This window comes from Pseudomonas sp. SWI7, from assembly GCF_006351945.1.
In the GTDB taxonomy this organism is placed as follows: Bacteria; Pseudomonadota; Gammaproteobacteria; order Pseudomonadales; family Pseudomonadaceae; genus Aquipseudomonas; species Aquipseudomonas fulva.
Genome location: NZ_CP040930.1, coordinates 2,186,119 through 2,212,303, shown reverse-complemented (window position 1 = coordinate 2,212,303; position 26,185 = coordinate 2,186,119). Strand labels below are relative to the sequence as shown.

The following is a 26,185-nucleotide window of genomic DNA, read 5'->3' as shown; positions in this document are numbered from 1 at the left end:
AAAAAGTGCCAGAGCGCGGTTAGAACAATAGGCTATAGCAGCACCGGACAGTTCCGTTCTGCGGCATGAATGGTAGGCTGCACGTTCCGCCTTCGTGAGCAGATCCATGGCCTCTACAACTCCGCGCCCTAGCCGCGCTTTGCGCCTTGGCTGGCATTTTGTTCGTCCGTATTGGCGGCGCCTGGTGATGGCCTTGCTGGCACTGGTGGTGACCGCCGGCATTACCTTGTCCATGGGGCAGGGCATCCGCCTGCTGGTGGATCAGGGGTTCATGACCGGTTCTGTCCATCAGCTCAACCAGACACTTGGGCTCTTCCTGCTGCTGGTGTTGGCCCTGGCGGCAGGGACCTTCAGCCGGTTCTACCTCGTCTCCTGGATAGGTGAGCGGTGCGTGGCGGACATTCGTCGCGCTGTTTTCGACCATCTGCTCGAGCTTCACCCTGGTTTTTTCGAAGACAACCGCAGCTCGGAAATTCAGTCTCGGTTGACGGCCGACACCACGTTGCTGCAATCGGTGATTGGCTCTTCCCTCTCCATGTTCCTGCGTAATGCGCTCATGGTGGTGGGCGGTGTCGCCTTGCTGTTCATCACCAACCCCAAGCTGACCAGCATCGTGGTCGTGGCATTGCCGGTGGTGCTGGCCCCGATCCTGCTGTTCGGTCGCCGTGTGCGCAGCCTCTCACGCCAGAGCCAGGACCGGGTGGCAGACGTGGGTAGCTACGTGGCCGAGACCCTGGGCCAGATCAAGACCGTGCAGGCCTACACCCATCAAGCCCATGACCGGGCACTGTTCGCCGATACGGTGGAGTCGGCATTTACAGTGGCCCGCCAGCGCATCGCGCAGCGGGCCTGGCTGATCACCGTGGTGATCGTGCTGGTACTGGGCGCTATCGGCACCATGCTGTGGGTCGGCGGCATGGACGTCATCGCCGGGCGCATGTCGGGGGGTGAGTTGGCGGCGTTCGTGTTCTACAGCCTGGTGGTGGGCAGTGCGTTCGGTACACTCAGCGAAGTGATTGGCGAGCTCCAGCGCGCTGCTGGGGCAGCAGAGCGTATAGCCGAATTACTGGCAGCGCAAAGCCAGATTCTGGCCCCGTCCAGTGGGCGGCAGCTGGCGGGAGGCCGTGCACGGGGCTGCCTGGCGTTTCAGCACGTGGTGTTTGCCTATCCGTCGCGACCCGAGCACAAGGCTATCGATGACCTGAGCCTGGTCATCCAGGCAGGCCAGACGCTTGCATTGGTCGGCCCTTCCGGTGCAGGTAAATCCACCCTGTTCGACTTGCTTCTGCGCTTCTATGACCCCCAGCACGGGCAGATTCTGCTCGATGATCAACCCATCGACCAGCTCGACCCCGACCACCTTCGCCAGCAGTTTGCACTGGTCGCACAGCAACCAGCACTGTTTCGGGGGACAGTGGCGGACAACATTAGCTATGGACGCCCTGACGCTTGCCTGGCCGACATCGAAGCTGCAGCGCGCGCAGCCCATGCCGACTCGTTCATACGCCAGTTGCCAGAGGGCTACCAGACTCGCCTGGGGGAGGGCGGGGTGGGTTTATCGGGTGGGCAGCGCCAACGGTTGGCGATCGCCCGTGCGTTGCTGGTGGATGCGCCGATCCTGCTGCTTGACGAGGCGACCAGCGCGCTCGACGCTCACAGTGAGCACCTGATCCAGCAAGCTTTGCCGCGCCTGATGGCAGGGCGGACGACAGTGGTGATTGCGCACCGTCTGGCCACGGTACAGCACGCCGACCGCATTGCCGTGGTCGACCAGGGCAAAGTGGTGGCCATTGGTACCCACAGTGAGCTGATAGAAACCAGCCCTTTGTATGCACGGCTGGCGGCGCTGCAATTCACGTCAGCCTGAAGGGCTAGCCGACTGATGCAGGTTGCAGGTACGAGCCTGAACCGTGAGTAACAAAAAACCCGCACAAGGCGGGTTTTCGAAAGGATTTGGTCGGAGAGACAGGATTCGAACCTGCGGCCTTCTCGTCCCGAACGAGACGCGCTACCTGGCTGCGCTACACTCCGATGAACAAAATCCTACTGCATCCGAAATTCGCCCGCAAGTCCTTGTAAAAGAACGAAGCTTTGGCCAGGTCGGATGGGCTATCAGAGTTCTTTGACGGTGCGAATCTGGTCTTTATTCAGACGCATGCGCTTGCCATCGAGCTGCTCGAACTCGTAGAAGCCGGAATCTTCATCATAGGACGGCTTGTCCACCGCCTGGATTTCGCGACCGTCGTTCAAGGTGATGACGGTTGGGGTCGAGCAGCCGGCCAGGGCAGCCAGGCCCAGGGCGAGCATGAAGGCGGGAAGGGTCCGTTTGATCATCGTGTTTCTCCAGTGCGATGGTGCAAGATGACTGTTAAGACGCGGGACGTTAGTGCAAGTTCCTTGCGCGTGCAGCATAACGGCATTCGCTTGACGCAATCCAGTGCAGGCAGCGCTCCCGCACGCCGGCGGGAGTGCCCTGTGATATAACTGCCGTCATTGCCATTACCAGTGACGGATACCTATGAAAGCCTCGGCAGACACCCCGTTCGTTCCCCTCAACATCGCAGTGCTCACGGTCAGCGACACGCGCACATTCGATAACGATTCGTCGGGCCAGGTCTTCGTTGACCGGCTGACAGCGGCAGGCCACCGGCTCGCCCAGCGCGTGCTGCTCAAGGATGATCTCTACAAAATCCGCGCCCAGGTCGCGACCTGGATCGCCGACGACAGCGTGCAGGTGGTGCTCATCACCGGCGGTACCGGTTTTACCGGACGTGACAGTACGCCCGAGGCGGTCACTTGCCTGCTCGACAAGCAGGTCGACGGCTTTGGCGAGCTGTTCAGACAGATCTCCGTGGCGGATATCGGTACCTCGACTGTGCAATCGCGGGCACTGGCAGGGCTGGCCAACGGTACCCTGGTGTGTTGCCTGCCTGGCTCGACCAATGCGGTGCGCACCGGTTGGGACGGTATCCTTGCCGAACAGCTCGATGCACGGCACCGTCCCTGCAACTTCGTCGCCCATCTGAAGCAGGCGGCGGCCTGTGAAAGCCGTGGCTGAGGCCGTGCAGCCCAGGCCACTGATGCCGGTGGAGCAGGCCCTTGAGCAATTGCTGGCTTTGGCCGATGCCGCGCCGATTCGCGAGACCGAGCACGTGCCGCTAGCCGAGGCACACGGCCGTGTGCTGGCCACTGCCCTAGTGGCTTCGCTCGACCTGCCGCCCTGGCCCAATAGCGCAATGGACGGCTATGCGCTGCGCCGGTCCGACTGGCAGGGGGCGCCGCTGCCCGTCAGTCAGAGAATCTTCGCCGGGCACGCACCTGAGCCACTGCAGCCTGGCACCTGTGCGCGGATCTTCACGGGTGCACCGGTTCCCGAAGGCGCCGACTGCGTGGAAATGCAGGAAAACACCCAGGTTCACGCCAATGGCCATGTGGCGTTTTTGCACCCCCTCAAGGCGCTGCAGAACATTCGTCCTCAAGGTCAGGAAGCCCGCAAGGGCGAGCAGGTGCTCGACGCCGGCACGCGTCTTGGGCCAATCGAGTTGGGCTTGGCCGCCACCCTGGGTTATGGACAGCTCGATGTGGTACGCAAGGTGCGGGTGGCGGTGCTGTCGACCGGGGATGAGCTGGTCGAGCCAGGGCTGCCGTTGGGGCCTGGGCAAATCTACAACAGCAACCGTCGCTTGCTGGTCAGTTGGTTGCAGCGCCTGGGATGCGACGTCACCGACGCCGGTATCCTGCCTGATGACCTGGCTCGCACCCGCGCGAGCCTGGCTCAGTTGCAAGGCGTGGACCTGATCCTCTCGACAGGGGGCGTCTCGGTGGGCGAGGCCGATTATCTGGGCGCGGCCCTGCGCGAGGCCGGTGAGCTGGCTTTGTGGAAACTGGCGATCAAACCCGGCAAACCGTTGACCTTCGGTCACTTCCAGGGCGTGCCAGTGATCGGCCTGCCCGGTAATCCGGCCTCTACACTGGTCACGTTCGGCCTGCTGGCGCGCCCCTACTTGTTGCGCCGCCAGGGCGTGATCGATGTCACCCCCCTGCGCGTGTGCCTACCCGCCGGTTTCGATTGGCCCAAAGCCGGGTCACGGCGTGAGTACCTGCGGGCGCGCATCGAGCAGGGCAGGGTATGCCTGTACCCTAACCAGAGCTCCGGCGTGTTGCGCAGCGCGGTGTGGGCCGATGGGTTGGTCGAGGTGCAGGAGGGCACTACGCCCAGCAAGGGTGACCTTGTACCCTTCATCCCCTTCAGCGACATCCTCGGTTGACGCGCGCCAGTGGCGCAGGCTCGCTGCAGTGCGCGAGCCCTGCGCCGCAATATTTGAACGGCCGTGCAACAATTAGTAACGGCTGAGCGTCAAGATGCAAATGGTCAATTATGGAGACACCCACATGCAAGCGCGCAAGGCAATGCTGATTCTGCACGGCAAGCAAGCCATGAACGAAGACGTACGTACCGCCGTGCACGACCTGCGCGACACTGGCTGGGCATTGGACGTGCGTGTGACCTGGGAGGGCGGTGATGCCCAGCGCTTGGTCAAGGAGGCACTTGCCGCTGGATACAGCCACATCGTCGCCGGCGGTGGTGATGGCACCTTGCGGGACGTGGCCGAAGCCATGGGGCTCGCGGGCACCGAAGCCAGCCTCGTCTTGCTGCCGCTTGGAACCGCCAACGACTTCGCCAAGGCGGCCGGTATTGCGCTTGAGCCTGCCCAGGCGCTGGCGCTGCTCAATGAGCCGGCCCAGGAAGTCGATCTTGGGCAAGTGGGCGAGCAGCTGTTCCTGAACATGGCGACCGGCGGCTTTGGTAGCCAGGTCACAGCCAGCACATCCGAAGACCTGAAGAAGTTGATGGGTGCCGCCGCCTATGTGTTCACCGGCTTGTCACGCTTCAGCGAACTGGAGGCTGCCTCGGTCGAGTTGAAAGGCCCTGACTTCCATTGGCAAGGGGAGCTGCTGGCGCTGGGGATTGGCAACGGTCGCCAAGCCGGGGGAGGGCAGGAGCTTTGTCCGGATGCGGTGGTCAATGACGGGTTGCTGGATGTTGCGATCCTGCCCAAGCCGCAGGAAGTGGTCGGTGCATTACGCGATTTGCTGGCAGGCGATGGCCTGTTCATCCGGACGCGATTGCCGTGGGTGGAGATCAACAGTCAACAGGGCCTGGATATCAACCTCGACGGCGAACCGCTCAAGGCGGACAGCTTACGTTTCGAGGCGCGTCCCAAGGCCTTGCGCCTGCACCTGCCGCAAGGGTGCCCATTGCTCAGTCATCGAGGCTGATGATCTTCTCGCGCACGGCAAACAGTACCAGTCCGGCGACGTCGTGAATCTGCAAGCGTTTCATCACTTGCGAACGATGGGTTTCGACCGTCTTGATCGACAAGCCCAATCCATTGGCGATTTCGCGGGTAGACTTGCCGCGCACGATCAGGCGCAGAATCTCCAGCTGCCGGGCTGTCAGGTTGTGTCGCTCGCATGCCGGGCGTCTGGCTGGCCTGGTATGACGTAAAGCCTGATTGATGACGGTGTGGGCAATGGCTGGGCTCAGGTAGCGCTCCCCGTTGCGCACAGCGCGCAGCGCTTGCTCAAGCTCCGATGCGCTGGTGTCCTTGAGCAGATACCCATGGGCACCGCCCTCGAGGGCGCGCATGATCAGCTCAGGGTCGGTGTGCATGGAGAGGATCAGCACTTTGCAGGCGCTGCCGCTGGAATTGAGCTGGGTGAGGGCGTCCAGCCCGCTGGTTGATCGCATGGAGAGGTCCAGCAGGATGATGTCAGGCATCAAGGTTCGCGCCTGATCCAGCAACTGCCCGCCATCGTCGGCCTCGCCGATTACCTCGTACCCGGGTATGTCACTGACCAGGGCGCGGACGCCCGCTCTGATCAACGAATGGTCATCCACAAGCAACAATCTACAGTTCATGGGTATCCACTCGGTCCGCGCGTTGCCGGCTGCGGGGCGGCCAAGGGAAGACGGCCTCGATCCGGGTGCCCTGGCCAATATCGCTGGTGATCTGCAGGCTGCCGTTCAGGGCAGTGACCCGCTCCAGCATGCCAGCCAGCCCACGCTGACTGGCAAGGTGCGGGTGCCTGGCAGGCTTGAAGCCGCAGCCATCGTCCTCGATCAATAAAGCCAGGCCCAGCTCGGTACGCTGCAGGTGGATGACAAGGTTGCGCGCTCCGGCGTGACGCAACATATTGGTCACCGCCTCCTGGGTGATGCGAAACACTGCCATTGCGACATTTTCGCCAATGCCCCCAAGGCGTTGCTTGCAAGACAGGCTCCACTGCACGCCGCTGCCATCCAAAGTGCGCAGCAAGTGCGCGCGCAGGCTGGCCTCAAGGCCAAGGCTTGCCAACTGACGGGGGTTGAGCAGGGCAGAAACGTCGCGCACAGCGCTCAACGTATCGTCCAGCGTGGCATGCAAGGCATCGCAATGCCCCTGCACATCCCCGGGCATTCGTCGCTGCAGCCATTGCAACTGCAATTTCGCAGCGGTCAGCAGTTGGCCGATGTCGTCATGAAGCTCCCTGCTCAGGTGCTGGCGCTCCTCTTCTTGCACTTTTAGCAGGCGCTCGGCGAGTTCCGCAGGGCGCAAGCTGATCGAGCGCGCCTCCCTACGCAGTTGCACGGCAGCGACCAAGGCAGCGGTCAGTTGCAGCAACACCAGGCCGATGGGCACAGGTCGCTCCGCCAGGTGTAACGCCAGGCAGGCGAGGCAGGAGACCACGCTGATGCCTGCCGTGGCCCAGCACAGACTGGTGTACGGGGCGCTGCAACGAAAAGAGGTCATCAAGCGTGGGAACATAGGTAGGGGAGCCACTGAAGTATTGCTGATGGAGGCCTTGCACATTACTGCTCAGAGGCTTTTGCGCCGTACTTTCGATGTTTTTCGACCACGTGTTCATTCAACCTTGCGTCAAGTTGAAGCGTTTCGGTGGGGCATACTACCACCTCGAATTCCTGCGGTCGCCGCCGAATACGACTTCCTCAAGGCAAAGCTTATTTGTGGTGAACTAGTACGTAGCATCGACGGACTTGCTTGGTTGAGGCTATTTCCTACAACTTTGTAAATCGAAGCTACAACTTTCAGTTTCATCAAAGTTGCACTTCTGGCATGCAACTGCGCGATGGCAATTTGCCCTACGGCTTGTCGCTGAGATCGGGCTGCTGACAGTCATGCGCTGCGCCTTCATCTGTGACGCAGGCTAATGCCAGAGAAGGTCGAGCTGCATTGGCCAGTTCGCCGAGCAACACAAATTGTTCTCCAGCGTCCAGGTCCAGCCGCCCCGTGTGCGTGTCCAGCAGCTCGAGCTGCCAGGCCAGGAGCCTTAGGCACGCAGCCGTAATGCGCAGCGTTGCGCGATGCAGGCACGCGCCTTGGCAACAGGGGGCCAGTATCTGCTGAACGGAGGTCGTGAAGTGGGCTACTTCAAGCAGCCCCAAACGCTGTGCGTCGTGTGCCAAGTCGCTTAACGCGGCGTCCAGGCACCTGCAGGCATCAGGGTCATTTTCGATGAGCTCAAGATGCTGCAAGCAGTCCTCTGCTCTGTTGAGGCGCTTCTGGGCCCTCTCGCGAAAACCCCTAAGCGCCTCGCAGAAGGGTAAGGCACTGTCCATCATGGTGTCTCCATGGGCAGGACAGGCGGTAGAGACGGGCACGCCGTTACGATAGCTAGCAAAGCCTGACTCCATTCATGCAGTGAGAATGGCGTCACATTAATGGCTAAAGGATAGAGCGAACATCAGGTTGTACCTGATTGCCACTAGGGGTTTCCCTGATAGGCAAGAAAAAAACGGAACTTTTCAGCGTGTGCGAGTGGAATTAGGAAACCAGTTAAGCATGCTGTTAAAGTGATATCAAATTAGGCAAGGGTGTGGCGTTTCTTGGGGTCAAGATGCTACTCCGGCTGCCGATATACACACAATCGCGCACATTTTCGACATGAGCCTGGGGGCTTACCAATGGCTGGCATTCTCGACACAGTAGACCAACGCACACAACTGGTAGGGGAGAACCGGCTGGAAATCCTGATGTTCCGGCTGGCTGGGCGTCAGCTTTTCGCGATCAACGTCTTCAAGGTGCAGGAGGTGTTACAACTGCCCAAGCTGACACTGATGCCGCAACGTCACGCGTTCGTCTGCGGTGTGGTGAACCTGCGAGGCCAGACACTCCCGGTAATCGACCTGTCCCAGGCGATCGGCATGCGCCCCATTCAGCCAGGCCCCGACAGCACCATCATCGTCACCGAATACAACCGCTCGGTGCAGGCGTTTCTGGTGGGCGGGGTCGACCGCATCGTCAACCTCAATTGGGAATCCATCATGCCGCCACCGACCAGTGCCGGCCGTCAGCATTACCTGACTGCCATCACCAAGGTGGACGACAAGCTGGTGGAGGTGATCGATGTGGAAAAGGTGCTTGCCGAAATCGTGCCTTACAACGCCCGCGTTTCGGGTGAGAAATTGGCCGATCCGGTACTGGCGAGGGCGCGTGGTCGCGAGGTGCTGCTGGTGGACGATTCCAGTGTGGCCCTGGCCCAGTTGCGCGACACGCTCTCGCAGTTGGGGATGAAACTGCACGTTGCCAGCGACGGCCTCAAAGCCTTGCGCATGCTCAAGGCGTGGGCCGATGCCGGGGAGGACATGTGCGAAAAGCTATTGATGATCTTCACGGATGCCGAAATGCCGGAAATGGACGGTTATCGCCTGACGACCGAAATCCGCGAGGATGCGCGCCTGCGCAAACTGTACGTGGTGCTGCATACGTCGCTGTCCGGCAGCTTCAACGAATCCATGGTCAAGAAAGTGGGTTGCGACAATTTCCTGTCCAAGTTCCAGCCTGATCGGCTGGTCGATGTGGTCAAGCAGCGCCTGTTGCTGGACACCACCAACGCGTGATTGCGCGCCCTGCTGGGTATAAGCTGGCGGTTTGGCGATTTATGAGGCAGCAGGGATGTTTCTCAGTGAGCTCTACCGGTATCCGGTCAAGTCGGGGCGGGCGCAAGGCCTGCAGGTCTCTCCCGTTGGTGTGCTTGGGCTTGAAGGAGACCGCCGTTGGATGCTGGTCGAGGAACAGAACGGGCGCTTTCTGACCCAGCGCGTCTGGCCCCAGCTCGGGCAGCTCGAGGCAGTCGAGACAGGCGGAGTACTGTTGCTGCGGGCGCCTGGGCAAGTGCCGCTGAAGGTGGTGTCCCCGGCCGACGATGCCCCGCTGCGAGGGGTGACCTTATGGCGCGACACCTTTCGTATGCCGGATGCCGGTGATGAGGCCGCCGCTTGGCTCAGTGGCTGGCTAGGCAAAGCGGTGAGGTTGGTGTATTGCCCGCAGCAGCGGGCCAGGTACCTGCCCAATGGCTATGGCACCGACCGGGACCGTGCCGCCTTTCCCGACGGTTTCCCGTTGCTGCTCATTGGCCAGGCGTCGCTCGATGAGCTCGATCGCCGTGTCGGCCGGCCCATGGACATGCTGCGGTTCAGGCCAAACCTGGTGGTGCAGGGGGCCGAGGCTTTCGCAGAGGATGGCTGGAAGCGCATTCGCATCGGTACGGTGGAGTTCCGTGTTTTGAAGCCAAGCGTGCGCTGCATTTTCACCACCATCGACCCTGCAACGGGGCAGCGCAGCCCTGACCGCGAGCCCATGACCACGCTTCGGACGTTCCGGGAAAAGGAAGGGGACATATTGTTTGGGCAAAACCTGGCCGCCGATGGCGACGGGCACCTGGAGGTTGGCATGAAGGTCCAGGTGCTCTGAGTTGTCGGGCAGCCGGACGCCGGTGTGGTCGGCGCCCTGGCTTGATCAGCCGCTAATGGCCTCCTTACATGTCGTCGAAGTAGCGCTCGTGCCAGTCCACCAGGGGTTGTGGCATGTTGAGCTTTTGTCCGTAAATCACCGAATAGGACAGCACGTTCTGAACGTACTGACGGGTTTCATCGAATGGAATGGACTCGACCCACACGTCGAAGCTCAGGTGTTTGGCGCCTTTGAGCCATTGCCGTACGCGGCCTGGGCCTGCGTTGTAAGCGGCTGAGGCCAGTACTCGGTTGCCGTTGAACTGGCTGTGCACCTGGCTGAGGTAGGCAGCCCCCAGCTGGATGTTCTTGTCCGGGTTCAGGACCTGTGCGGGCGAAGCCAGTGGGATGCTGAACTTGCGCGCGGTTTCCTTGGCTGTAGCAGGCATCAACTGCATGAGCCCGCTGGCGCCCACTGGGGAACGGGCATCCTCCATGAAGGCGCTTTCCTGACGGGTGATTGCGAATACCCAGCTCGAGTGCAGGCCGCGCACCTTGGCTTCGCGTACCAGGGTGTCGCGGTGCGCCATGGGGAAGCGTACGTCCAGGTCATCCCAGTATTTGGCCTGGCTGATGGTGCGGATGGCCGGGAAATACCAGCGCAACTCGTAACCCAGGCGCGCCTGGGCGACCATTTCGTCCCGGGTGAAGTGACGGCTCACGTGATACCACTCGCGGCGACCTTCGACGATCTGACCGCGGGCATGGAATTCGAGGGCGCGTTGGATGCCAGGTGTATTGCGCACCTTCTTGACCAGCTGTGGGCTGAGCACCAGGGGCTTGTTGTTCAGTTGGTAGGGGGCTTGCGCACGGTCTGCAGCCAGGAAGCCATAGAAATCGCGCTCGCGGGCAACGGCCTTGTACAACTGCGGGACTTGCGGGTTCTTCGGCTGCGCCAGCTCCAGGCTCCGCGCCTGCCAGTACTTCCAGCGGCTGCTCTGGGCCAGGTCGCCGCTCAGGCGCTTGGTGAGGGCATAGGCATCTTCCCACCGGCCCAGGCGCAGCAACAGGCGCAAGCGCCATTCACTGACGGTATCGTCCCGCAGTTCGGGGTCGTAGCGGGTCATGAGGTCAAGCGCGCGCGGGTCATAGCGCCGGGCCAGGGTCAGGCCGATCTCGCGGGCAATGGCCACTTTTTCATCGCGGGAAAAGTGCATGCGCTGGGCATAGTCGTCAAGCAGCCCCATGGCGCGCTCCGGGTCCTGCCGTGCAAGGCGGCGCAGCCCGAGACTGACGACGTCCGAGGTCGCTTCGTCGGCCTGGGTGAAGCGTGATGGCTGGTTGAGCAATTCGGGTTTCTGCGCCACATCGATCAGCAGACGGCCTTGTGGCGCCAGCGTGGTCAGGGTCTTGACCAGGTTCTCGGCCAGGCCGTAGTTGCGTGCCTGGGCTGCAAGCTTGGCCCGCTCCCAGCGCTTGGCCTCCGTGAGCTGCCCCTCGGCAGCCCACATGGCGAACAACGGGTCGCAGGCAGCAGGCTGGGACTTGCCCACCGACCACAGCTTGTTTGCCGTGGCAAAGCCTTCGGTGCGCATCCCGTGGCTGAGCTGGTACTGGCCGTTCAGGCAATCGAGCTCCGTGAAGTTGAGCTTGGGATCGTAGTACTTGGCGAAGGTCTGCCACTCACCGCGTTCGGCCAGCCAGCGCAACCAGCGCAGTTTCATCCAGTTGGCCTGGGGCAGGTCGCCGTGCTTGGCCAGGAAACCCTCGATCTCCTGGTTGCTGGCAGATTTCAGGCGCGCGGTCAGTTCGTCATAGGCCAGATACGGTGTCAGCGGATAATCGTCGAGCGCCTGGGCATAGCGCAGGTACGGGCCCTTGTCGCCCTTGGCCAGCGCACGCTTGGCTTCATCATAGTATTGGCGTTGCACGGTAATGTCGGTGGCCTGGGCCGCGCCGGTGGCAGCGGTGAGCAACAGGCATGAAGCAATTTGTAACAGGCGGCTGCGCATGATACGTCCGGGCAGTTGAACCATGGGAAAGTGGCGGCGGGGCCAGCACTGTTGAAAACGATGGCCCTAGCTTAGCCGTTTGCGGATGACAGGTGAAAGCACTGCGCTTGTATCGGGATATTAAGTTCGACCGGGTGTCGCCGTGGGCGACGGGTGCAGGCCGTGCGGATGTCGGCGCAGGGCTAACTCAGGTAGAATGCGCGCCCGATTTATGGAGACGAACATGACCCTGCTCAAATTCAGCGATGTGTCCCTCGCATTCGGCGCCATGCCGCTGCTGGACAAGGTGTCCTGGCAGATCGCTCGTGGCGAGCGGGTGTGCATCATCGGCCGCAACGGCACTGGCAAGTCGAGCATGCTGCGCCTGGTCAAGGGCGAGCAGAAAGGCGATGACGGTGACATCTGGCGCGCCCCTGGGCTGAAAATCGGCGAGTTGCCCCAGGAACTGCCGCTGGCCGACGAGCGCACGGTGTTCGACGTCGTGGCGGCAGGGCTGGATGGCGTCGGCGAGCTGCTGGCACAGTTTCATCACCTGAGCCAGAACATCCAGGGCGATGAAGACCTGGAAAAACTGATGCACGTGCAGCACGAGCTGGAGGCCCGCGATGGCTGGCGCCTGCAGCAAGTGGTTGAAAGCACCCTGAGTCGTCTGCAGTTGCCGGCAGACAAGACCCTGGCGGAGTTGTCCGGCGGCTGGCGTCGTCGTGTACTGCTGGCCCAGGCGCTGGTGTCCGAGCCCGACTTGTTGCTGCTCGACGAGCCGACCAACCACCTGGATATCGGTGCCATCGCCTGGCTCGAGGAAGCACTGCGCGGGTTCAACGGCGCCGTGTTGTTCATCACCCACGACCGATCCTTCCTGCAGAACCTGGCCACCCGCATCCTCGAATTGGACCGCGGCGGCCTGATCGACTGGAATGGCGACTATGCCAGCTTCCTGGTGCACAAGGAGGCCGCGCTGGCCGCCGAGGAAACCGCCAACGCGCTGTTCGACAAGCGCCTGGCCCAGGAAGAGGTGTGGATTCGCCAGGGCATCAAGGCCCGTCGCACCCGTAACGAAGGCCGCGTGCGGGCGCTCAAGGCCCTGCGCGTGGAGCGCGGTGAGCGCCGTGAGCGGCAGGGCAAGGCCAACATTCAGATCGAGGCGGCCGACAAGTCGGGCAAGCAGGTCATGGTGCTCGAGCACGTCAGCTTCTCGCACCCGGACGGGCCGATGCTGGTGAAGGATTTTTCCATGGTGCTGCAGCGCCAGGACCGGATCGGCCTGCTGGGCGCCAACGGCACCGGCAAGACCACCTTGCTCAAGCTGATGCTGGGTGATCTGGAGCCCACTTCGGGCAAGATCGAGCGCGGCACCAAGCTTGAGGTCGCCTATTTCGACCAGATGCGCCATCAGCTGGACCTGGAAAAGACCGTCATCGACAACCTCGCCGAGGGCCGAGACTTCATCGAGATCGAAGGGCAGAACCGGCATGTGCTGAGCTACCTGGGCGACTTCCTGTTCAGTCCGCAGCGGGCCCGCACCCCGGTCAAGGCATTGTCCGGCGGCGAACGTGCGCGCCTGCTGCTGGCCAAGCTGTTCAGCAAGCCGGCCAACCTGCTGGTGCTCGACGAACCCACCAACGACCTGGACGTGGAAACCCTCGAGCTGCTCGAAGAGGTGCTCTCCAACTACAAGGGTACCGTGCTGATGGTCAGCCACGACCGGGCGTTTCTCGACAACGTCGTGACCAGCACCCTGGTGTTCGAGGGCGATGGCTTGGTTCGCGAGTACGTGGGCGGTTACGAAGACTGGATTCGTCAGGGCGGTTCGCCAAAGCTGCTCGGCGTTACGGAGAGTAAAGGCGGCAAGTCGGCGCTCAACAGTGCGGTGGTGGAGAAGGTCGAGGCCAAGCCGCAAGCCGTCGCTGCGCCAGTGGCCGAGGAATCGAAGAAAAAGCTCAGCTACAAGCTTCAGCGTGAGCTGGAGATGCTGCCGGGGCAGATCGACGCGCTGGAACAGCGCATGGCCCAGGCTCAGGAAGAGGTGAGCGCGGTTGGTTTCTACCAGCGTCCGATCGCAGAAACGTCAGCGGTGCTGGCGAACATCGAGAAGCTGCAAGGTGAGCTCGATGCCCTGGTGGAGCGCTGGGCCGAGCTGGAAGGCTAAGCAGGCAGGGCGTTGATCGCCTGCGCGTAGCGGGCGAGCCCGCTGCCAGGTGCCAGAGGGAGGATGCAACCCCAAGGCACCTGGCGTGGCCGCTTAACCCCTGGCGGTAGACAGGCTCAGTCCTTTTTCTGCAGTCGCACTGCCAGCACATCGCAGGGTGCGCCGTGCAGCACGTCGTTGGCTGTGGAGCCCAGCAGCAGCGCCAGGCCGTGGCGACCGTGGCTGCCCACGACGATCAGGTCGCAGTGCTGTTCTTTGGCCAATTGATGGATTTCCTGGCGGGGCTGGCCGTAGGTCAAGTGCGAGTCGCCGCGCTGGATGCCCGGATACTTGCTGAACAGGCGATCCATGCGTTCCTTGGCCTGATCGAACTGCTGCTGTTGCAGTTGCGACAAGTCCATCGGCACGTCGCCGCCAAACGCCATGGCCATGGGTTCGACGATGTGCACCAGTGACACCTTGGCGTTGGTAGGCTGGGCCAGCGCCATGGCGCGCTTGATCACAGGGTCGCATTCTTCCGTCAGGTCGACGGCGACCAGCAGATGTTGGTAGGTCATGAGCTGTACTCCAGGCAATCGCTATAGAAGAAGTATGGTCGCTTTCGGGCGGGTCATGCGTGAAAAATGGCTAACCAGCTCATTTGCAACGGTTTATGGGAGCTACTGATATGACGGTATTGCTGGTGGTGTCAATCCTTGCGCTGATTCTCAGCCCGCTTTCCTGGCTGCGCAACTCGCGCAATCAGAGTGAGCAGATGCGCCTGCGCCTGGAGGCGCGGCGCATGGGCCTGGCCATGCAGCTGGCGCCTCAGCAGTGGCCGCACTGGCTGGAAAAACAGCCGCCGAGCCCTTGCCCGCAATATCACCGGGCACGCAAGCGGGGGCATGTCGACAGCTTCAGCTTCTGGCAGATCAGCCCTGGCGTATGGTGGAACCAGTGGCGCGAGCCGTGCGAAGACCCGCGCTTCTTGCAAGCCCTGGCCCGTCTGCCAGCAAGCGCCTACAAGGTCGAGGCCGATGCGCGGATGATAGCGCTCTACTGGACGGAGCGGGGGGACACGGCTGTATTGCAGGATGTTGCCTACGTGCTGGAGACACTGGCCTGACTCCAAGGGTGCTCGGCGGGCTGTCCATGGCCCCTGACACGCAGCGCAACGAGAAAGCGGCGATTCGGCGGTTCCTGACAGGAACCGGTCAATCGCCGCTTTCTCGTTCTACCACGCCAAAAGGCTGGGCAGGCCGTTGAATTCACTCCGTCAAGTAACGCCTGGCGCTTGTGCCTGGATCAGCCAGACTGCAAGGGGTGCCGAGGCTGGCAAGGTGTGAGGATTGCCAGCATGAATGGCCAGCGATCAGCGGCATGATCGGTCGTACCCGGCTTGTGGAAAGTGACCGCAAAGTCGGCTTTTCTCCCCGTGGGTGCAGCATTTGACAATGCAGATCTTTTCGGAGAATGTGTGCACACCCAAATCAAACGGGCGTATGAATTGAGCGTTTGCATTGCACGCCACTCATTCATGCGTACGACTCGCGCGCTGACGGGTGTGCCTGGAGCAGGTGGCCATGACGGCTGCGGTGCTGCAGTGATCGGCGTGTACAGTTCAGCTTCCATATCTTGGAGATCAGTTGATGATTTACGAAGGTAAAGCCATCACGGTTAAGGCTCTTGAAAGTGGCATCGTCGAGCTCAAGTTCGACCTCAAGGGTGAGTCCGTCAATAAGTTCAACCGCCTGACCCTGAGCGAGCTGCGCCAGGCTGTAGACGCCATCCAGACCGATGCTTCGGTCAAGGGTGTCATCGTTAGCAGCGGCAAGGACGTGTTCATCGTCGGTGCCGACATCACCGAGTTCGTCGACAACTTCAAGTTGCCCGAGGCCGAATTGGTCGCCGGCAGCCTGGAAGCCAACCATATCTTCAACGCCTTCGAAGACCTCCAGGTGCCTACGGTTGCAGCCATCAACGGTATCGCCCTGGGCGGTGGTCTGGAGATGTGCCTGGCAGCGGACTACCGCATCATGGCCACCACCGCGCGCATCGGCCTGCCCGAAGTGAAGCTGGGCATCTATCCAGGCTTTGGTGGCACAGTGCGTCTGCCGCGCCTGATCGGCTCGGACAACGCCGTCGAGTGGATTGCCGCGGGCAAGGAAAACAGTGCCGAAGACGCCCTGAAAGTCGGTGCCGTCGATGCCGTGGTAGTGCCTGAGTTGCTCATGGCCGGTGCCCTGGACCTGATCAAGCGCGCCATCAGTGGCGAGCTGGACTACAAGGCCAAGCGCCAGCCCAAGCTCGAGAAGCTCAAGCTCAATGCCATCGAGCAGATGATGGCCTTCGAAACCGCCAAAGGTTTCGTCGCTGGGCAGGCCGGCCCTAATTACCCAGCGCCTGTCGAGGCGATCAAGTCCATCCAGAAAGCGGCCAACTTCGGTCGCGACAAGGCACTTGAAATCGAAGCGGCAGGCTTTGCCAAGCTGGCTAAGACGTCGGTTGCACAGAGCCTCATCGGCTTGTTCCTGAACGATCAGGAACTCAAGCGCAAGGCCAAGGCCCACGACGAGATTGCCCGTGACGTCAAGCAGGCGGCCGTGCTGGGCGCCGGTATCATGGGCGGCGGCATCGCCTATCAGTCGGCGGTCAAGGGCACGCCGATTCTGATGAAGGATATTCGCGAAGAGGCCATCGAGCTTGGGTTGAACGAAGCGTCCAAGCTGCTGGGCAATCGGGTCGAGAAAGGTCGCCTGACGCCGGCCAAGATGGCCGAGGCGCTCAACGCGATTCGTCCGACCCTGTCGTACGGCGATTTCGCCCACGTGGACATCGTGGTCGAGGCGGTGGTTGAAAACCCCAAGGTCAAGCAGGCCGTGCTTGCCGAGGTGGAAGGGCAGGTGAGGGAGGATGCGATTCTGGCATCCAATACCTCGACCATTTCCATCAATCTGCTGGCACAAGCGCTGAAGCGCCCGGAAAACTTCGTGGGCATGCACTTCTTCAACCCGGTGCACATGATGCCGCTGGTGGAAGTGATCCGTGGCGAAAAATCCAGCGAAGTGGCAGTTGCTACCACCGTCGCTTACGCCAAGAAGATGGGCAAGAACCCAATCGTGGTCAACGACTGCCCAGGGTTCTTGGTCAACCGTGTCCTGTTCCCGTACTTCGGCGGCTTCGCCAGGCTGGTTAGCGCGGGGGTGGACTTCGTGCGCATCGACAAGGTCATGGAAAAATTCGGCTGGCCCATGGGCCCGGCGTACTTGATGGACGTGGTGGGCATCGACACCGGGCATCATGGCCGTGACGTCATGGCCGAGGGCTTCCCCGATCGCATGAAGGACGAGCGCCGCTCGGCCATCGACGCCTTGTACGATGCCAACCGCCTGGGCCAGAAGAACGGCAAGGGCTTCTACGCCTATGAAACCGACAAGCGTGGCAAGCCGAAGAAAGTCGCCGATGCCGGCGTGCTTGAGGTACTCAAGCCCATCGTGTACGAGCAGCGTGAAGTCAGTGACGAGGACATCGTCAACTGGATGATGATCCCGCTGTGCCTGGAAACCGTTCGCTGCCTTGAAGATGGCATCGTCGAGACGGCCGCCGAGGCGGACATGGGCCTGGTCTACGGCATTGGCTTCCCACCCTTCCGTGGCGGCGCGCTGCGCTACATCGATACCTTGGGTGTAGCCGAATTCGTCGCCCTGGCCGATCGCTATGCCGACCTGGGGCCGCTGTACCACCCGACCGCCAAGCTGCGTGAGATGGCCAAGACGGGCCAGCGCTTCTTCAACTGAGCGGTCAACGAGCTAGAGCGAGAGATTTGATATGAGCCTTAATCCAAGAGACGTGGTGATCGTCGACTTCGGTCGCACGCCAATGGGCCGCTCCAAGGGTGGCATGCACCGCAATACCCGTGCCGAAGACATGTCGGCGCACCTGATCAGCAAGTTGCTTGAGCGCAACGACAAGGTCGATCCCAAGGAAGTCGAGGACGTGATTTGGGGCTGTGTGAACCAGACCCTGGAGCAAGGCTGGAACATCGCCCGCATGGCCTCGTTGATGACCCAGATCCCGCACACCTCTGCGGCGCAGACCGTCAGCCGGCTGTGCGGCTCGTCGATGAGCGCACTGCACACCGCCGCCCAGGCGATCATGACTGGCAATGGCGACGTGTTCGTGATTGGCGGCGTCGAGCACATGGGGCACGTGAGCATGATGCATGGCGTAGACCCCAACCCACACCTGGCGCTGCATGCGGCCAAGGCCTCGGGCATGATGGGCCTGACGGCCGAGATGCTGGGCAAGATGCACGGCATCACGCGTGAACAGCAGGATCAGTTCGGCGTGCGCTCGCACCAGCTGGCGCACAAGGCCACCATCGAGGGCAAGTTCAAGGACGAGATCATCCCCATGCAGGGGTATGACGAGAACGGTTTCCTGAAAGTGTTCGACTTCGACGAAACCATTCGTCCGGAAACCACCCTCGAGGGCCTGGCGTCGCTCAAGCCGGCCTTCAACCCCAAAGGCGGAACCGTGACCGCAGGTACTTCTTCCCAGATCACCGACGGTGCCTCGTGCATGATCGTGATGTCAGGCCAGCGTGCGATGGACCTGGGTATCGAGCCTCTGGCGGTCATTCGGGCCATGGCAGTGGCGGGCGTCGACCCCGCGATCATGGGCTACGGCCCAGTACCGGCCACCCAGAAAGCCCTCAAGCGCGCGGGCTTGAGCATGGCCGACATCGACTTCATCGAACTCAACGAGGCGTTCGCCGCACAGGCGCTGCCTGTGTTGAAAGACTTGAAAGTGCTCGACAAGATGAATGAGAAGGTTAACCTGCACGGCGGCGCGATCGCCTTGGGTCACCCGTTTGGTTGCTCCGGGGCGCGTATTTCCGGCACCCTGCTCAACGTCATGAAGCAAAATGGCGGCACGCTGGGGGTTGCGACCATGTGCGTCGGCCTTGGCCAAGGTATCACCACTGTCTTTGAACGCGTCTAAGGCGCAGGAGAAGGACAGCAACCGGGGCCTCGTGCCCCGGTTTTGTTTTTTGGGTTTCGATGGCATCAGGAGGTAGACGACATGCAGATCCAGCCAGGTGTGTACCGGCATTACAAGGGCCCGGAGTACCGCGTGTTCAGTGTTGCGCGGCACTCCGAGAGCGAGGAGTGGATGGTGTTCTACCAATGCCTGTATGGTGATTACAGCTTCTGGGTGCGCCCGCTGTCGATGTTCCGCGAGTCGGTGGAAGTCGATGGCGAACAGGTGCCCCGCTTTGCGTTGATCAAGGCCGAAGAAGGGCTTTGCGGGATGTCGGACAAGTCGCAGGCGTGATGTTCTGAACTTGACCTCGCAGTTTTGCCACTATATATAGCGGTGCCGCGTCTGGTACCTGACGTGTTTTCAATCTTCAGATTCAGGAATACTCCGATCCATGGGCAAATCGCTGGTCATTGTGGAATCCCCGGCCAAGGCCAAGACCATCAACAAGTACCTGGGCAACCAGTACGTGGTGAAGTCGAGTATCGGCCATATCCGAGACCTTCCCACCAGCGGTTCGGCTAGCGCGAGCAAAGAGCCGGCCGCCAAGCGTGGCAAGGCGGCGGGTGAGGCACCGGCCCTTTCGCCCAAAGAAAAGGCGCGTCGCCAGCTGGTTGCACGCATGGGCGTCGACCCGGACCAGGGCTGGAAAGCCAAGTACGAGATCCTTCCCGGCAAGGAAAAGGTGATCGACGAGCTGCGCCGCCTGGCCAAGGACGCCGACACCATCTACCTCGCAACCGACTTGGACCGCGAAGGGGAGGCGATCGCCTGGCACCTGCGTGAGGCCATCGGTGGCGACGACACCCGCTATAAGCGCGTGGTGTTCAACGAAATCACCAAGAAAGCCATTCAGGAAGCGTTTTCGCAGCCCGGTGAGCTCGACATCGATCGGGTCAACGCGCAGCAGGCGCGCCGTTTTCTCGATCGCGTAGTGGGGTACATGGTGTCCCCGTTGCTGTGGTCCAAGATTGCCCGTGGCCTGTCGGCCGGGCGTGTGCAATCGGTAGCCGTCAAGCTGGTGGTCGAACGCGAACGCGAGATTCGTGCCTTCATTCCTCAGGAATACTGGGAAATCCATGCCGATCTCGGCACTGCCAAGAACGCCAAGGTTCGCTTCGAAGTCGCCCGTGAAAATGGCGAGGCCTTCAAGCCGCTGAACGAAACCCAGGCCATGGCCGCGCTGGAAAAGCTCAAGGCATCGAGCTATAGCGTCGTCAAGCGTGAAGACCGCCCGACCAGCAGCAAGCCTTCAGCGCCCTTCATCACCTCGACCCTGCAACAGGCGGCGAGCAATCGCCTGGGGTTCGGCGTGAAGAAAACCATGATGATGGCCCAGCGTCTGTACGAAGCGGGTTACATCACCTACATGCGTACCGATTCGACCAACCTGTCGAGCGATGCGCTGGAAATGGCCCGTAGCTACATCGAGCGGGAATTCGGCAAGCAGTACCTGCCCGAAACCTCGCAGGTCTACGGCAGCAAAGAGGGGGCTCAGGAGGCGCACGAAGCCATCCGGCCTTCGGACGTGAGCACCCACCCGACCAAGCTCAGCGGTATGGAGCGCGATGCCGAGCGGCTGTACGAGCTGATCTGGCGTCAGTTCCTGGCCTGCCAGATGCCGCCGGCCCAGTACCTGTCCACCAGCGTGACCGTGGCGGCAGGCAGCTTCGAGCTGCGTGCCAAGGGCCGTATCCTGAAGTTCGATGGCTACACCCGCGTGTTGCCGCAGCAGAGCAAGCCTGGTGAAGACGACGTGCTGCCCGAAATGGTCCAGGGTGAAGCGCTCAAGCTGATGCAGCTTGATCCTACCCAGCACTTCACCAAACCGCCTGCACGGTTCACCGAGGCCAGCCTGGTCAAGGAAATGGAAAAACGCGGTATCGGCCGTCCATCCACCTATGCGGCGATCATCTCGACCATCCAGGACCGCGGCTACGTGACGTTGCACAACCGTCGCTTCTACTCGGAAAAGATGGGCGATATCGTGACCGAGCGGCTTTCCGAGAGTTTCTCCAACTTGATGGATTACGGTTTCACCGCCGGCATGGAGGAGAACCTCGACGACGTCGCCCACGGCGAACGCGACTGGAAGAACGTGCTGGACGAGTTCTACGGCGACTTCAGCAAAAAGTTGCAGACGGCCGAATCCAGCGAAGGCGGCATGCGTGCCAACCAGCCGACGATGACCAACATTCCTTGCAAGGAGTGCGGCCGGCCGATGATGATCCGTACAGCGTCCACGGGCGTGTTCCTGGGCTGCTCTGGTTACAGCCTGCCACCCAAGGAGCGCTGCAAGTCCACGGTCAACCTCGTGCCTGGTGACGAGATTGCTGCAGACGACGAGGGTGAATCGGAGTCGCGCGTCTTGCTTGGCAAGCACCGCTGCCCGGTCTGTGCGACGGCGATGGACGCCTACCTGCTCGATGAAAAGCACAAGCTGCACATCTGTGGGAATAACCCCGATTGCCCGGGTTACGAGATCGAAGAGGGCAGCTATCGCATCAAAGGCTACGAAGGCCCAAGCCTTGAGTGCGACAAGTGCGGCAGCGAAATGCAGCTCAAGACCGGGCGCTTCGGCAAGTTCTTCGGGTGCACCAACCCTGCGTGCAAGAACACGCGCAAGCTGCTCAAAAGCGGTGAAGCGGCGCCGCCGAAGATGGACAAGGTCGACATGCCTGAGCTCAAGTGCGAGAAGGTGGACGACACCTATGTGCTGCGCGATGGTGCTTCGGGGCTGTTCCTGGCTGCCAGCCAGTTCCCGAAGAACCGCGAAACGCGTGCGCCCCTGGTGTGCGAGATTGTTCCGCACAAGCATGAGATCGATCCCAAGTACCATTTCCTGTGCGAAGCGCCCCAGAAGGATCCGGACGGTCGTCCTACCGTGATCCGCTACAGCCGCAAGACCAAGGAGCAATACGTCCAGTCCGAAGTGGACGGCAAGCCTACTGGTTGGAAGGCGTTCTACGATGGCAAGACCTGGAAAGTCGAAGACAAGCGCTGAGGACTAGCGTTCAAGGATGGGGCCGCGCGGCGGCTTTTCGTGAGCTGATGCCACGAAAGGCCGCAGCACGGCCCCTTTCATTTATGATGCAGCAATCCGCTTAGCCACCTGATGGGAGGGCGACACATGGCCCAGGAGCTCTATACCCGTACCAATCAAAAACTGTTCTTTGCCGGGCTGGCACTGGAATCGATGGCCAAGGCTGAACAGAGTCAGGCCATGAACGCCCAGGGGCTGGTGCAGGCTGAGCGGGAGTCGGCATTGTTTCATCTGCACGGTGCATTGCTTGGCCTGTGTCACGAAATCAGTGGGTACTATCGCTTGCCTGCGCTGGCAACCGTCGAGCAGGCCCTGGCCCATGACGCCTTCAACGGCATCGCCATACCAGAAGTTGCCGAGCTTCTGGAGCTTGCCCGGCAACGGGAGACCTGGCTGGCGCAGATGCTGGCTGCGTATGCTGACTTGTTCCGAGCGCCCGTGATGCGCAAACCACCCAAGACTGACGTCACCCAGCCGCTGATCCAGGCCGTCAGCCTCGATGAGCAGGTGCCTGCGCCGCTGTCCCGTGCCGAGCTTGAAGCGTGGCGCAGCAACCTCAAGGCGCTTGTCAGGCGTTTTCGTGATGCGTTGAGTGAGTGCTGACGGCCTCGAGCGCTGGTACAATGCTCGCCTTTCGTGGAGAACCGCCCTTTATGTCTACGTCTTTTCTGGAAATTGTCGAGTTGCCTGATGGCCGCATCGAACTGCGTCGCGCCGAGGATGAAGGCTCACTGGTAACCCTGGATTTCTCAGAGGATGCCAAAGTATTTCTGCAAGGTCAGCACGTCGAGGTGGCCAAAGCCATGCTCAGCGTGGGGGTACAGATGGCTGGACGGCTTGTGGATGGCGAGCTCGAACGTGACGAAGGGCCGCGCGTTCTGCACTGAAACGCGCAGTCGTGTGATCGCTGTCACCGGCCTGGCCGGTGATGGCGGCAAGCGTATCAGACGGATGAATGTGGGGCAGTCGGAAAGGCGTTGCGCTTTCCCGGCGATCTTTACTCGTCAGGGTGAGCATGGCCTGGGAGCGGTCAGGCTGGTAGCGCGAATGCCGCAGTGTTAGCCGAAACGAATGTTCAGGCTTTGCGCGTTACCCACGCTTGCTGCACGCAACAGCAACTGACGTGCATTGGCATTGACGCTCCCCAGCCAGCTGACCACGGTGTGGCTACGGCCCAGGCGTAGGGCTTCACACGCCAACTGAAGGGGAGGCTGGTTGCCGCGCGGATGAAGCAGCAGAATGCGCTCGCGGTTTAGGCCAGCCCTGCGCAGCCAGGCCTGTGTCAGGCTCGACGGTGGCGCAATGAGGGTCAGCCAGCGCGTTTCGTCTTCTTCGCTGAGTTCACGTAGTACAGGTGCCAGCAAGGTATGACAGTGACTGGGGGCGCCGTGCAGTGACAATTCGCTGAACAGGTCGGGCAAGTCACTCTTGCGCGCCAGTTCGCTGGCCTTGAGGCCAGGCAGGACGGGCTGGGCGAGGAATGCTTCGAACAGCGGCAACTGGACTTGCTCGGTTGTATGGGTGAATGGCTGCATGACGCCTCCTGATTCAGCGGCGAATGACGCCGACGCTCAAGCCCTCGATCACCAGTTCCTGATCTTTCAGGTTGACTTCGATAGGGGCGAATTCCGGGTTTTCGGCCAGCAGCCAGACCTTGTTGCCTTCGCGCTTGAAGCGCTTGACGGTGACTTCGTCGCCGATGCGCGCCACGACGATCTGGCCGTTGCGGGCTTCACGGCAGGTATGCACCGCCAACAGGTCGCCATCGAGGATGCCCACGTTCTTCATGCTCATGCCGTGAACACGCAACAGATAGTCGGCCTGGGGGTGGAAAAAGGCGGGGTTGATGTTGCAGGATTGCTCGATGTGTTGCTCGGCAAGGATCGGGGCGCCGGCAGCAACGCGGCCGATGATCGGGAGCCCGGCCTCCTCGGCCTTGGCTTCGAGGCCGGGAATGCGAATGCCTCGGGAGGCGCCTGGCGTCATCTCGATAGCGCCTTTACGGGCCAGCGCCTTGAGATGCTCCTCGGCGGCATTAGGGGATTTGAAACCCAGCTCCTGGGCAATCTCGGCACGGGTCGGCGGAAAGCCGTTGTCCTCGAGGCTGCGCTTGATGAAGGCGAGGATTTCGGCTTGGCGTGGCGTCAGTTTCAACATGATCAGCGCTCTGTCTTTTTGTACAGTGACTGGGATTATATACAGTATTGGTCTAGCCGCAAGCTTTGGCAGTCTCTAGGTAAGCCGACTGGAGCAGATCACCTCGAGATCACCGCTTCACGACCTTGCGATGGCTTGACTGACCGGCCGGTCACGAGCGCTTGACAGATGTGGGGTTGAAACGTATGTTTCAAACACCTGTTTGTATGGCGGAGTGCTCGGAGTAGTCATGGCCCAATCGGAAACCGTTGAACGCATCCTCGATGCTGCCGAGCAGCTGTTTGCCGAGCGCGGGTTCGCCGAAACCTCGTTGCGGCTGATCACCAGCAAGGCCGGGGTTAACCTGGCGGCGGTGAACTACCACTTCGGTTCCAAGAAAGCCCTGATCCAAGCGGTCTTCTCTCGTTTCCTGGGGCCCTTCTGCGCCAGTCTCGAACGCGAGCTGGAGCGGCGTCAGGCCCGCCCCGAGCACAAGCCTACCCTTGAAGAATTGCTGGAGATGCTGGTTGAGCAAGCCCTTGCCGTGCAGCCGCGCAGCAACAACGACCTGTCGATCTTCATGCGGCTGCTTGGCTTGGCGTTCAGCCAGAGCCAGGGCCACTTGCGCCGTTACCTCGAAGACATGTACGGCAAGGTCTTCCGCCGCTACATGTTGCTCGTCAACGAAGCCGCGCCACGCATTCCTGCGATCGAATTGTTCTGGCGTGTGCACTTCATGCTCGGGGCTGCTGCGTTCAGCATGTCGGGCATCAAGGCGCTGCGGGCCATCGCCGAGACTGACTTCGGCATCAACACCTCCATCGAGCAGGTGATGCGCCTGATGGTGCCGTTCCTGGCTGCCGGCATGCGTGCCGATACCGGCGTCACCGACGCGGCCATGGCCAGCGCCCAGTTGCGCCCGCGCAGCAAAACCGCCAACGGTGCAGCCCCCGTCAAGGCATAACTTGGCCTGTTGCCAGCCGCAAGCGGGCTTTTCCCTGTCTCTATTGAAGGATTTCTCATGACCGTCAGCCTGCAAGGCTCCTTGATGGTGGATATCGCCGGCACCTGGCTGACCGCCGAAGACCGGCAGCTGTTGCGCCAGCCTGAAGTGGCGGGGTTGATCATCTTCGCCCGCAACATCGAAAGCCCGCGGCAGGTGCGCGCGTTGTGCGCCTCCATTCGCGCACTGCGCCCTGACCTGATCCTGGCCGTCGATCAGGAGGGAGGCCGAGTGCAGCGTCTGCGCCAGGGGTTCGTGCGCTTGCCGGCCATGCGTGCCCTGGCCGACACTGCCAATGCCGAGTACCTGGCCGAACAATGTGGCTGGTTGATGGCGACCGAAGTGCTCGCCGTTGGCCTGGACCTGAGCTTCGCCCCGGTGCTGGACTTGGATCACCAGCGCAGCGCGGTGGTGGGCAGCCGAGCCTTCGAGGGCGATCCGCTTCGAGCTACGCAACTGGCGGGCGCATTCATCCGCGGCATGAACGCGGCAGGCATGGCGGCCTGTGGCAAACATTTCCCAGGCCATGGCTGGGCAGAAGCTGATTCCCACGTAGCGATACCCACTGACGAGCGTAGCCTGGAGCAGCTGCGAGCGGCGGACCTGGTGCCGTTCAGCCGGCTGAGCGGTCAATTGGCGGCAGTGATGCCTGCCCATGTGATCTATCCGCAGGTCGACAACCGCCCGGCAGGCTTTTCCCGCCGGTGGCTGCAAGATATTTTGCGCGGCGAGCTGGGTTTTGACGGGGTCATCTTCAGCGACGACCTGTCCATGGCCGGTGCTCATGTGGTGGGTGATGCGGCCAGCCGCATCGAAGCTGCGTTCACTGCCGGGTGTGATATGGGGCTGGTTTGCAACGACCGGGCTGCAGCCGAATTGGCGCTGGGCGCGGCTCAGCGCCTGCGGGTCACGCCGTCGCCTCGGATCGCCAGCATGCGCGGTCAAGGCACGGCCTGCACCGATTATCGCCAACAGCCGCGTTGGCTGCAGGCGCTGGGTGCGCTCAAGGACGCGCAGTTGATCGACTAGCCGCTTATTGCCAAGCAGGCTGTCGGGACGCGTTCACCCAGCCAGTGCGCGTCCCGAC

Annotated in this window: 24 protein-coding genes and 1 tRNA gene; 16 read left to right on the top strand and 9 right to left on the bottom strand. The window is 61.6% G+C overall.

Annotated elements, in window-relative coordinates; genetic code table 11:
• Nucleotides 1–106: 106 nt before the first annotated feature.
• Nucleotides 107–1,867: an ABC transporter transmembrane domain-containing protein gene (locus FH041_RS10155; protein WP_033695066.1), complete on the top strand. Its 1,761-nt coding sequence runs from the start codon at nt 107–109 to the stop codon at nt 1,865–1,867.
• Nucleotides 1,868–1,954: 87 nt separating this feature from the next.
• Here the strand turns inward: FH041_RS10155 and FH041_RS10150 are convergent.
• Together FH041_RS10150 and FH041_RS10145 are read right to left on the bottom strand one after the other, a co-directional pair.
• Nucleotides 1,955–2,031, bottom strand: a tRNA-Pro gene (locus FH041_RS10150).
• Between the two features lie 81 nt (nt 2,032–2,112).
• Entirely contained in the window at nt 2,113–2,334 is a 222-nt protein-coding gene (locus FH041_RS10145) for a YgdI/YgdR family lipoprotein (protein WP_023534255.1), read from the bottom strand.
• A gap of 184 nt (nt 2,335–2,518) precedes the next feature.
• Between FH041_RS10145 and moaB the strand changes: the two genes are divergently transcribed.
• From moaB to yegS, 3 genes are all read left to right on the top strand, one after another.
• Nucleotides 2,519–3,058 (top strand): molybdenum cofactor biosynthesis protein B, encoded by a 540-nt coding sequence (moaB, locus tag FH041_RS10140; RefSeq protein WP_023534262.1) that lies wholly within the window; start codon nt 2,519–2,521, stop codon nt 3,056–3,058.
• Complete coding sequence (gene glp, locus FH041_RS10135) at nt 3,042–4,268, top strand: gephyrin-like molybdotransferase Glp (RefSeq protein WP_140174538.1); 1,227 nt, start codon at nt 3,042–3,044, stop codon at nt 4,266–4,268. Before moaB ends, glp begins: the two co-directional genes overlap by 17 nt.
• 124 nt (nt 4,269–4,392) lie before the next feature.
• Nucleotides 4,393–5,280 carry a lipid kinase YegS gene (gene yegS, locus FH041_RS10130; protein ID WP_027915100.1) on the top strand — a complete coding sequence of 296 codons (888 nt, stop codon included), beginning with the start codon at nt 4,393–4,395 and terminating at the stop codon, nt 5,278–5,280.
• Here the strand turns inward: yegS and FH041_RS10125 are convergent.
• The 3 genes from FH041_RS10125 to FH041_RS10115 form a co-directional block, all read right to left on the bottom strand.
• On the bottom strand, nt 5,264–5,923 hold the full coding sequence (locus FH041_RS10125) for a response regulator transcription factor (RefSeq protein WP_104926025.1): 660 nt from the start codon (nt 5,921–5,923) through the stop codon (nt 5,264–5,266). The two genes, yegS and FH041_RS10125, sit on opposite strands and share 17 nt — an antisense overlap.
• The gene (locus FH041_RS10120) at nt 5,913–6,809 is read right to left on the bottom strand and encodes a sensor histidine kinase (RefSeq protein WP_104926026.1); all 897 of its coding nucleotides are present in this window, start codon (nt 6,807–6,809) and stop codon (nt 5,913–5,915) included. Before FH041_RS10120 ends, FH041_RS10125 begins: the two co-directional genes overlap by 11 nt.
• 335 nt (nt 6,810–7,144) lie before the next feature.
• Nucleotides 7,145–7,624, bottom strand: coding sequence for a histidine kinase (locus FH041_RS10115; RefSeq protein WP_097223522.1), 480 nt, complete (start codon nt 7,622–7,624; stop codon nt 7,145–7,147).
• Between the two features lie 342 nt (nt 7,625–7,966).
• Between FH041_RS10115 and FH041_RS10110 the strand changes: the two genes are divergently transcribed.
• Together FH041_RS10110 and FH041_RS10105 are read left to right on the top strand one after the other, a co-directional pair.
• The gene (locus FH041_RS10110; protein ID WP_027915097.1) at nt 7,967–8,902 is read left to right on the top strand and encodes a chemotaxis protein CheV; all 936 of its coding nucleotides are present in this window, start codon (nt 7,967–7,969) and stop codon (nt 8,900–8,902) included.
• A 55-nt stretch (nt 8,903–8,957) separates the two neighbouring features.
• The gene (locus FH041_RS10105) at nt 8,958–9,755 is read left to right on the top strand and encodes an MOSC domain-containing protein (protein WP_027915096.1); all 798 of its coding nucleotides are present in this window, start codon (nt 8,958–8,960) and stop codon (nt 9,753–9,755) included.
• Nucleotides 9,756–9,819: 64 nt separating this feature from the next.
• On the opposite strand, the gene FH041_RS10100 is transcribed toward FH041_RS10105, so the two are convergent.
• The gene (locus FH041_RS10100; RefSeq protein ID WP_049696307.1) at nt 9,820–11,745 is read right to left on the bottom strand and encodes a transglycosylase SLT domain-containing protein; all 1,926 of its coding nucleotides are present in this window, start codon (nt 11,743–11,745) and stop codon (nt 9,820–9,822) included.
• A gap of 223 nt (nt 11,746–11,968) precedes the next feature.
• Between FH041_RS10100 and FH041_RS10095 the strand changes: the two genes are divergently transcribed.
• Entirely contained in the window at nt 11,969–13,894 is a 1,926-nt protein-coding gene (locus FH041_RS10095; RefSeq protein ID WP_028687365.1) for an ATP-binding cassette domain-containing protein, read from the top strand.
• 116 nt (nt 13,895–14,010) lie between these two features.
• Here the strand turns inward: FH041_RS10095 and FH041_RS10090 are convergent, their stop codons facing one another.
• On the bottom strand, nt 14,011–14,451 hold the full coding sequence (locus tag FH041_RS10090; RefSeq protein WP_027915093.1) for a universal stress protein: 441 nt from the start codon (nt 14,449–14,451) through the stop codon (nt 14,011–14,013).
• A 110-nt stretch (nt 14,452–14,561) separates the two neighbouring features.
• Here FH041_RS10090 and FH041_RS10085 point away from each other — a divergent pair, with 110 nt between their 5' ends.
• The 7 genes from FH041_RS10085 to FH041_RS10055 all read left to right on the top strand — a co-directional run bounded on the left by FH041_RS10085 (nt 14,562) and on the right by FH041_RS10055 (nt 22,846).
• Nucleotides 14,562–14,999 carry a hypothetical protein gene (locus tag FH041_RS10085; protein ID WP_027915092.1) on the top strand — a complete coding sequence of 146 codons (438 nt, stop codon included), beginning with the start codon at nt 14,562–14,564 and terminating at the stop codon, nt 14,997–14,999.
• A gap of 523 nt (nt 15,000–15,522) precedes the next feature.
• On the top strand, nt 15,523–17,670 hold the full coding sequence (fadB, locus tag FH041_RS10080; protein WP_027915091.1) for a fatty acid oxidation complex subunit alpha FadB: 2,148 nt from the start codon (nt 15,523–15,525) through the stop codon (nt 17,668–17,670).
• Between the two features lie 31 nt (nt 17,671–17,701).
• Complete coding sequence (fadA, locus tag FH041_RS10075; protein ID WP_027915090.1) at nt 17,702–18,877, top strand: acetyl-CoA C-acyltransferase FadA; 1,176 nt, start codon at nt 17,702–17,704, stop codon at nt 18,875–18,877.
• A gap of 81 nt (nt 18,878–18,958) precedes the next feature.
• On the top strand, nt 18,959–19,210 hold the full coding sequence (locus tag FH041_RS10070) for a DUF1653 domain-containing protein (RefSeq protein WP_027915089.1): 252 nt from the start codon (nt 18,959–18,961) through the stop codon (nt 19,208–19,210).
• Between the two features lie 100 nt (nt 19,211–19,310).
• Nucleotides 19,311–21,920 (top strand): type I DNA topoisomerase, encoded by a 2,610-nt coding sequence (topA, locus tag FH041_RS10065; RefSeq protein WP_049696305.1) that lies wholly within the window; start codon nt 19,311–19,313, stop codon nt 21,918–21,920.
• A gap of 126 nt (nt 21,921–22,046) precedes the next feature.
• On the top strand, nt 22,047–22,562 hold the full coding sequence (locus FH041_RS10060) for a DUF6586 family protein (RefSeq protein WP_028687363.1): 516 nt from the start codon (nt 22,047–22,049) through the stop codon (nt 22,560–22,562).
• A gap of 50 nt (nt 22,563–22,612) precedes the next feature.
• Complete coding sequence (locus FH041_RS10055) at nt 22,613–22,846, top strand: hypothetical protein (protein ID WP_023534164.1); 234 nt, start codon at nt 22,613–22,615, stop codon at nt 22,844–22,846.
• 171 nt (nt 22,847–23,017) lie between these two features.
• On the opposite strand, the gene sulA is transcribed toward FH041_RS10055, so the two are convergent.
• Together sulA and lexA are read right to left on the bottom strand one after the other, a co-directional pair.
• Nucleotides 23,018–23,494, bottom strand: coding sequence for an SOS-induced cell division inhibitor SulA (sulA, locus tag FH041_RS10050; RefSeq protein ID WP_023534256.1), 477 nt, complete (start codon nt 23,492–23,494; stop codon nt 23,018–23,020).
• Between the two features lie 13 nt (nt 23,495–23,507).
• Nucleotides 23,508–24,116 (bottom strand): transcriptional repressor LexA, encoded by a 609-nt coding sequence (lexA, locus tag FH041_RS10045; protein ID WP_023534260.1) that lies wholly within the window; start codon nt 24,114–24,116, stop codon nt 23,508–23,510.
• A 229-nt stretch (nt 24,117–24,345) separates the two neighbouring features.
• On the opposite strand from lexA, the gene FH041_RS10040 reads away from it, so the two are divergent.
• Nucleotides 24,346–25,059 carry a TetR/AcrR family transcriptional regulator gene (locus FH041_RS10040; protein WP_028687362.1) on the top strand — a complete coding sequence of 238 codons (714 nt, stop codon included), beginning with the start codon at nt 24,346–24,348 and terminating at the stop codon, nt 25,057–25,059.
• A gap of 69 nt (nt 25,060–25,128) precedes the next feature.
• Nucleotides 25,129–26,127 (top strand): beta-N-acetylhexosaminidase, encoded by a 999-nt coding sequence (gene nagZ / locus FH041_RS10035; RefSeq protein ID WP_177438167.1) that lies wholly within the window; start codon nt 25,129–25,131, stop codon nt 26,125–26,127.
• The last annotated feature ends 58 nt before the right edge of the window (nt 26,128–26,185 follow it).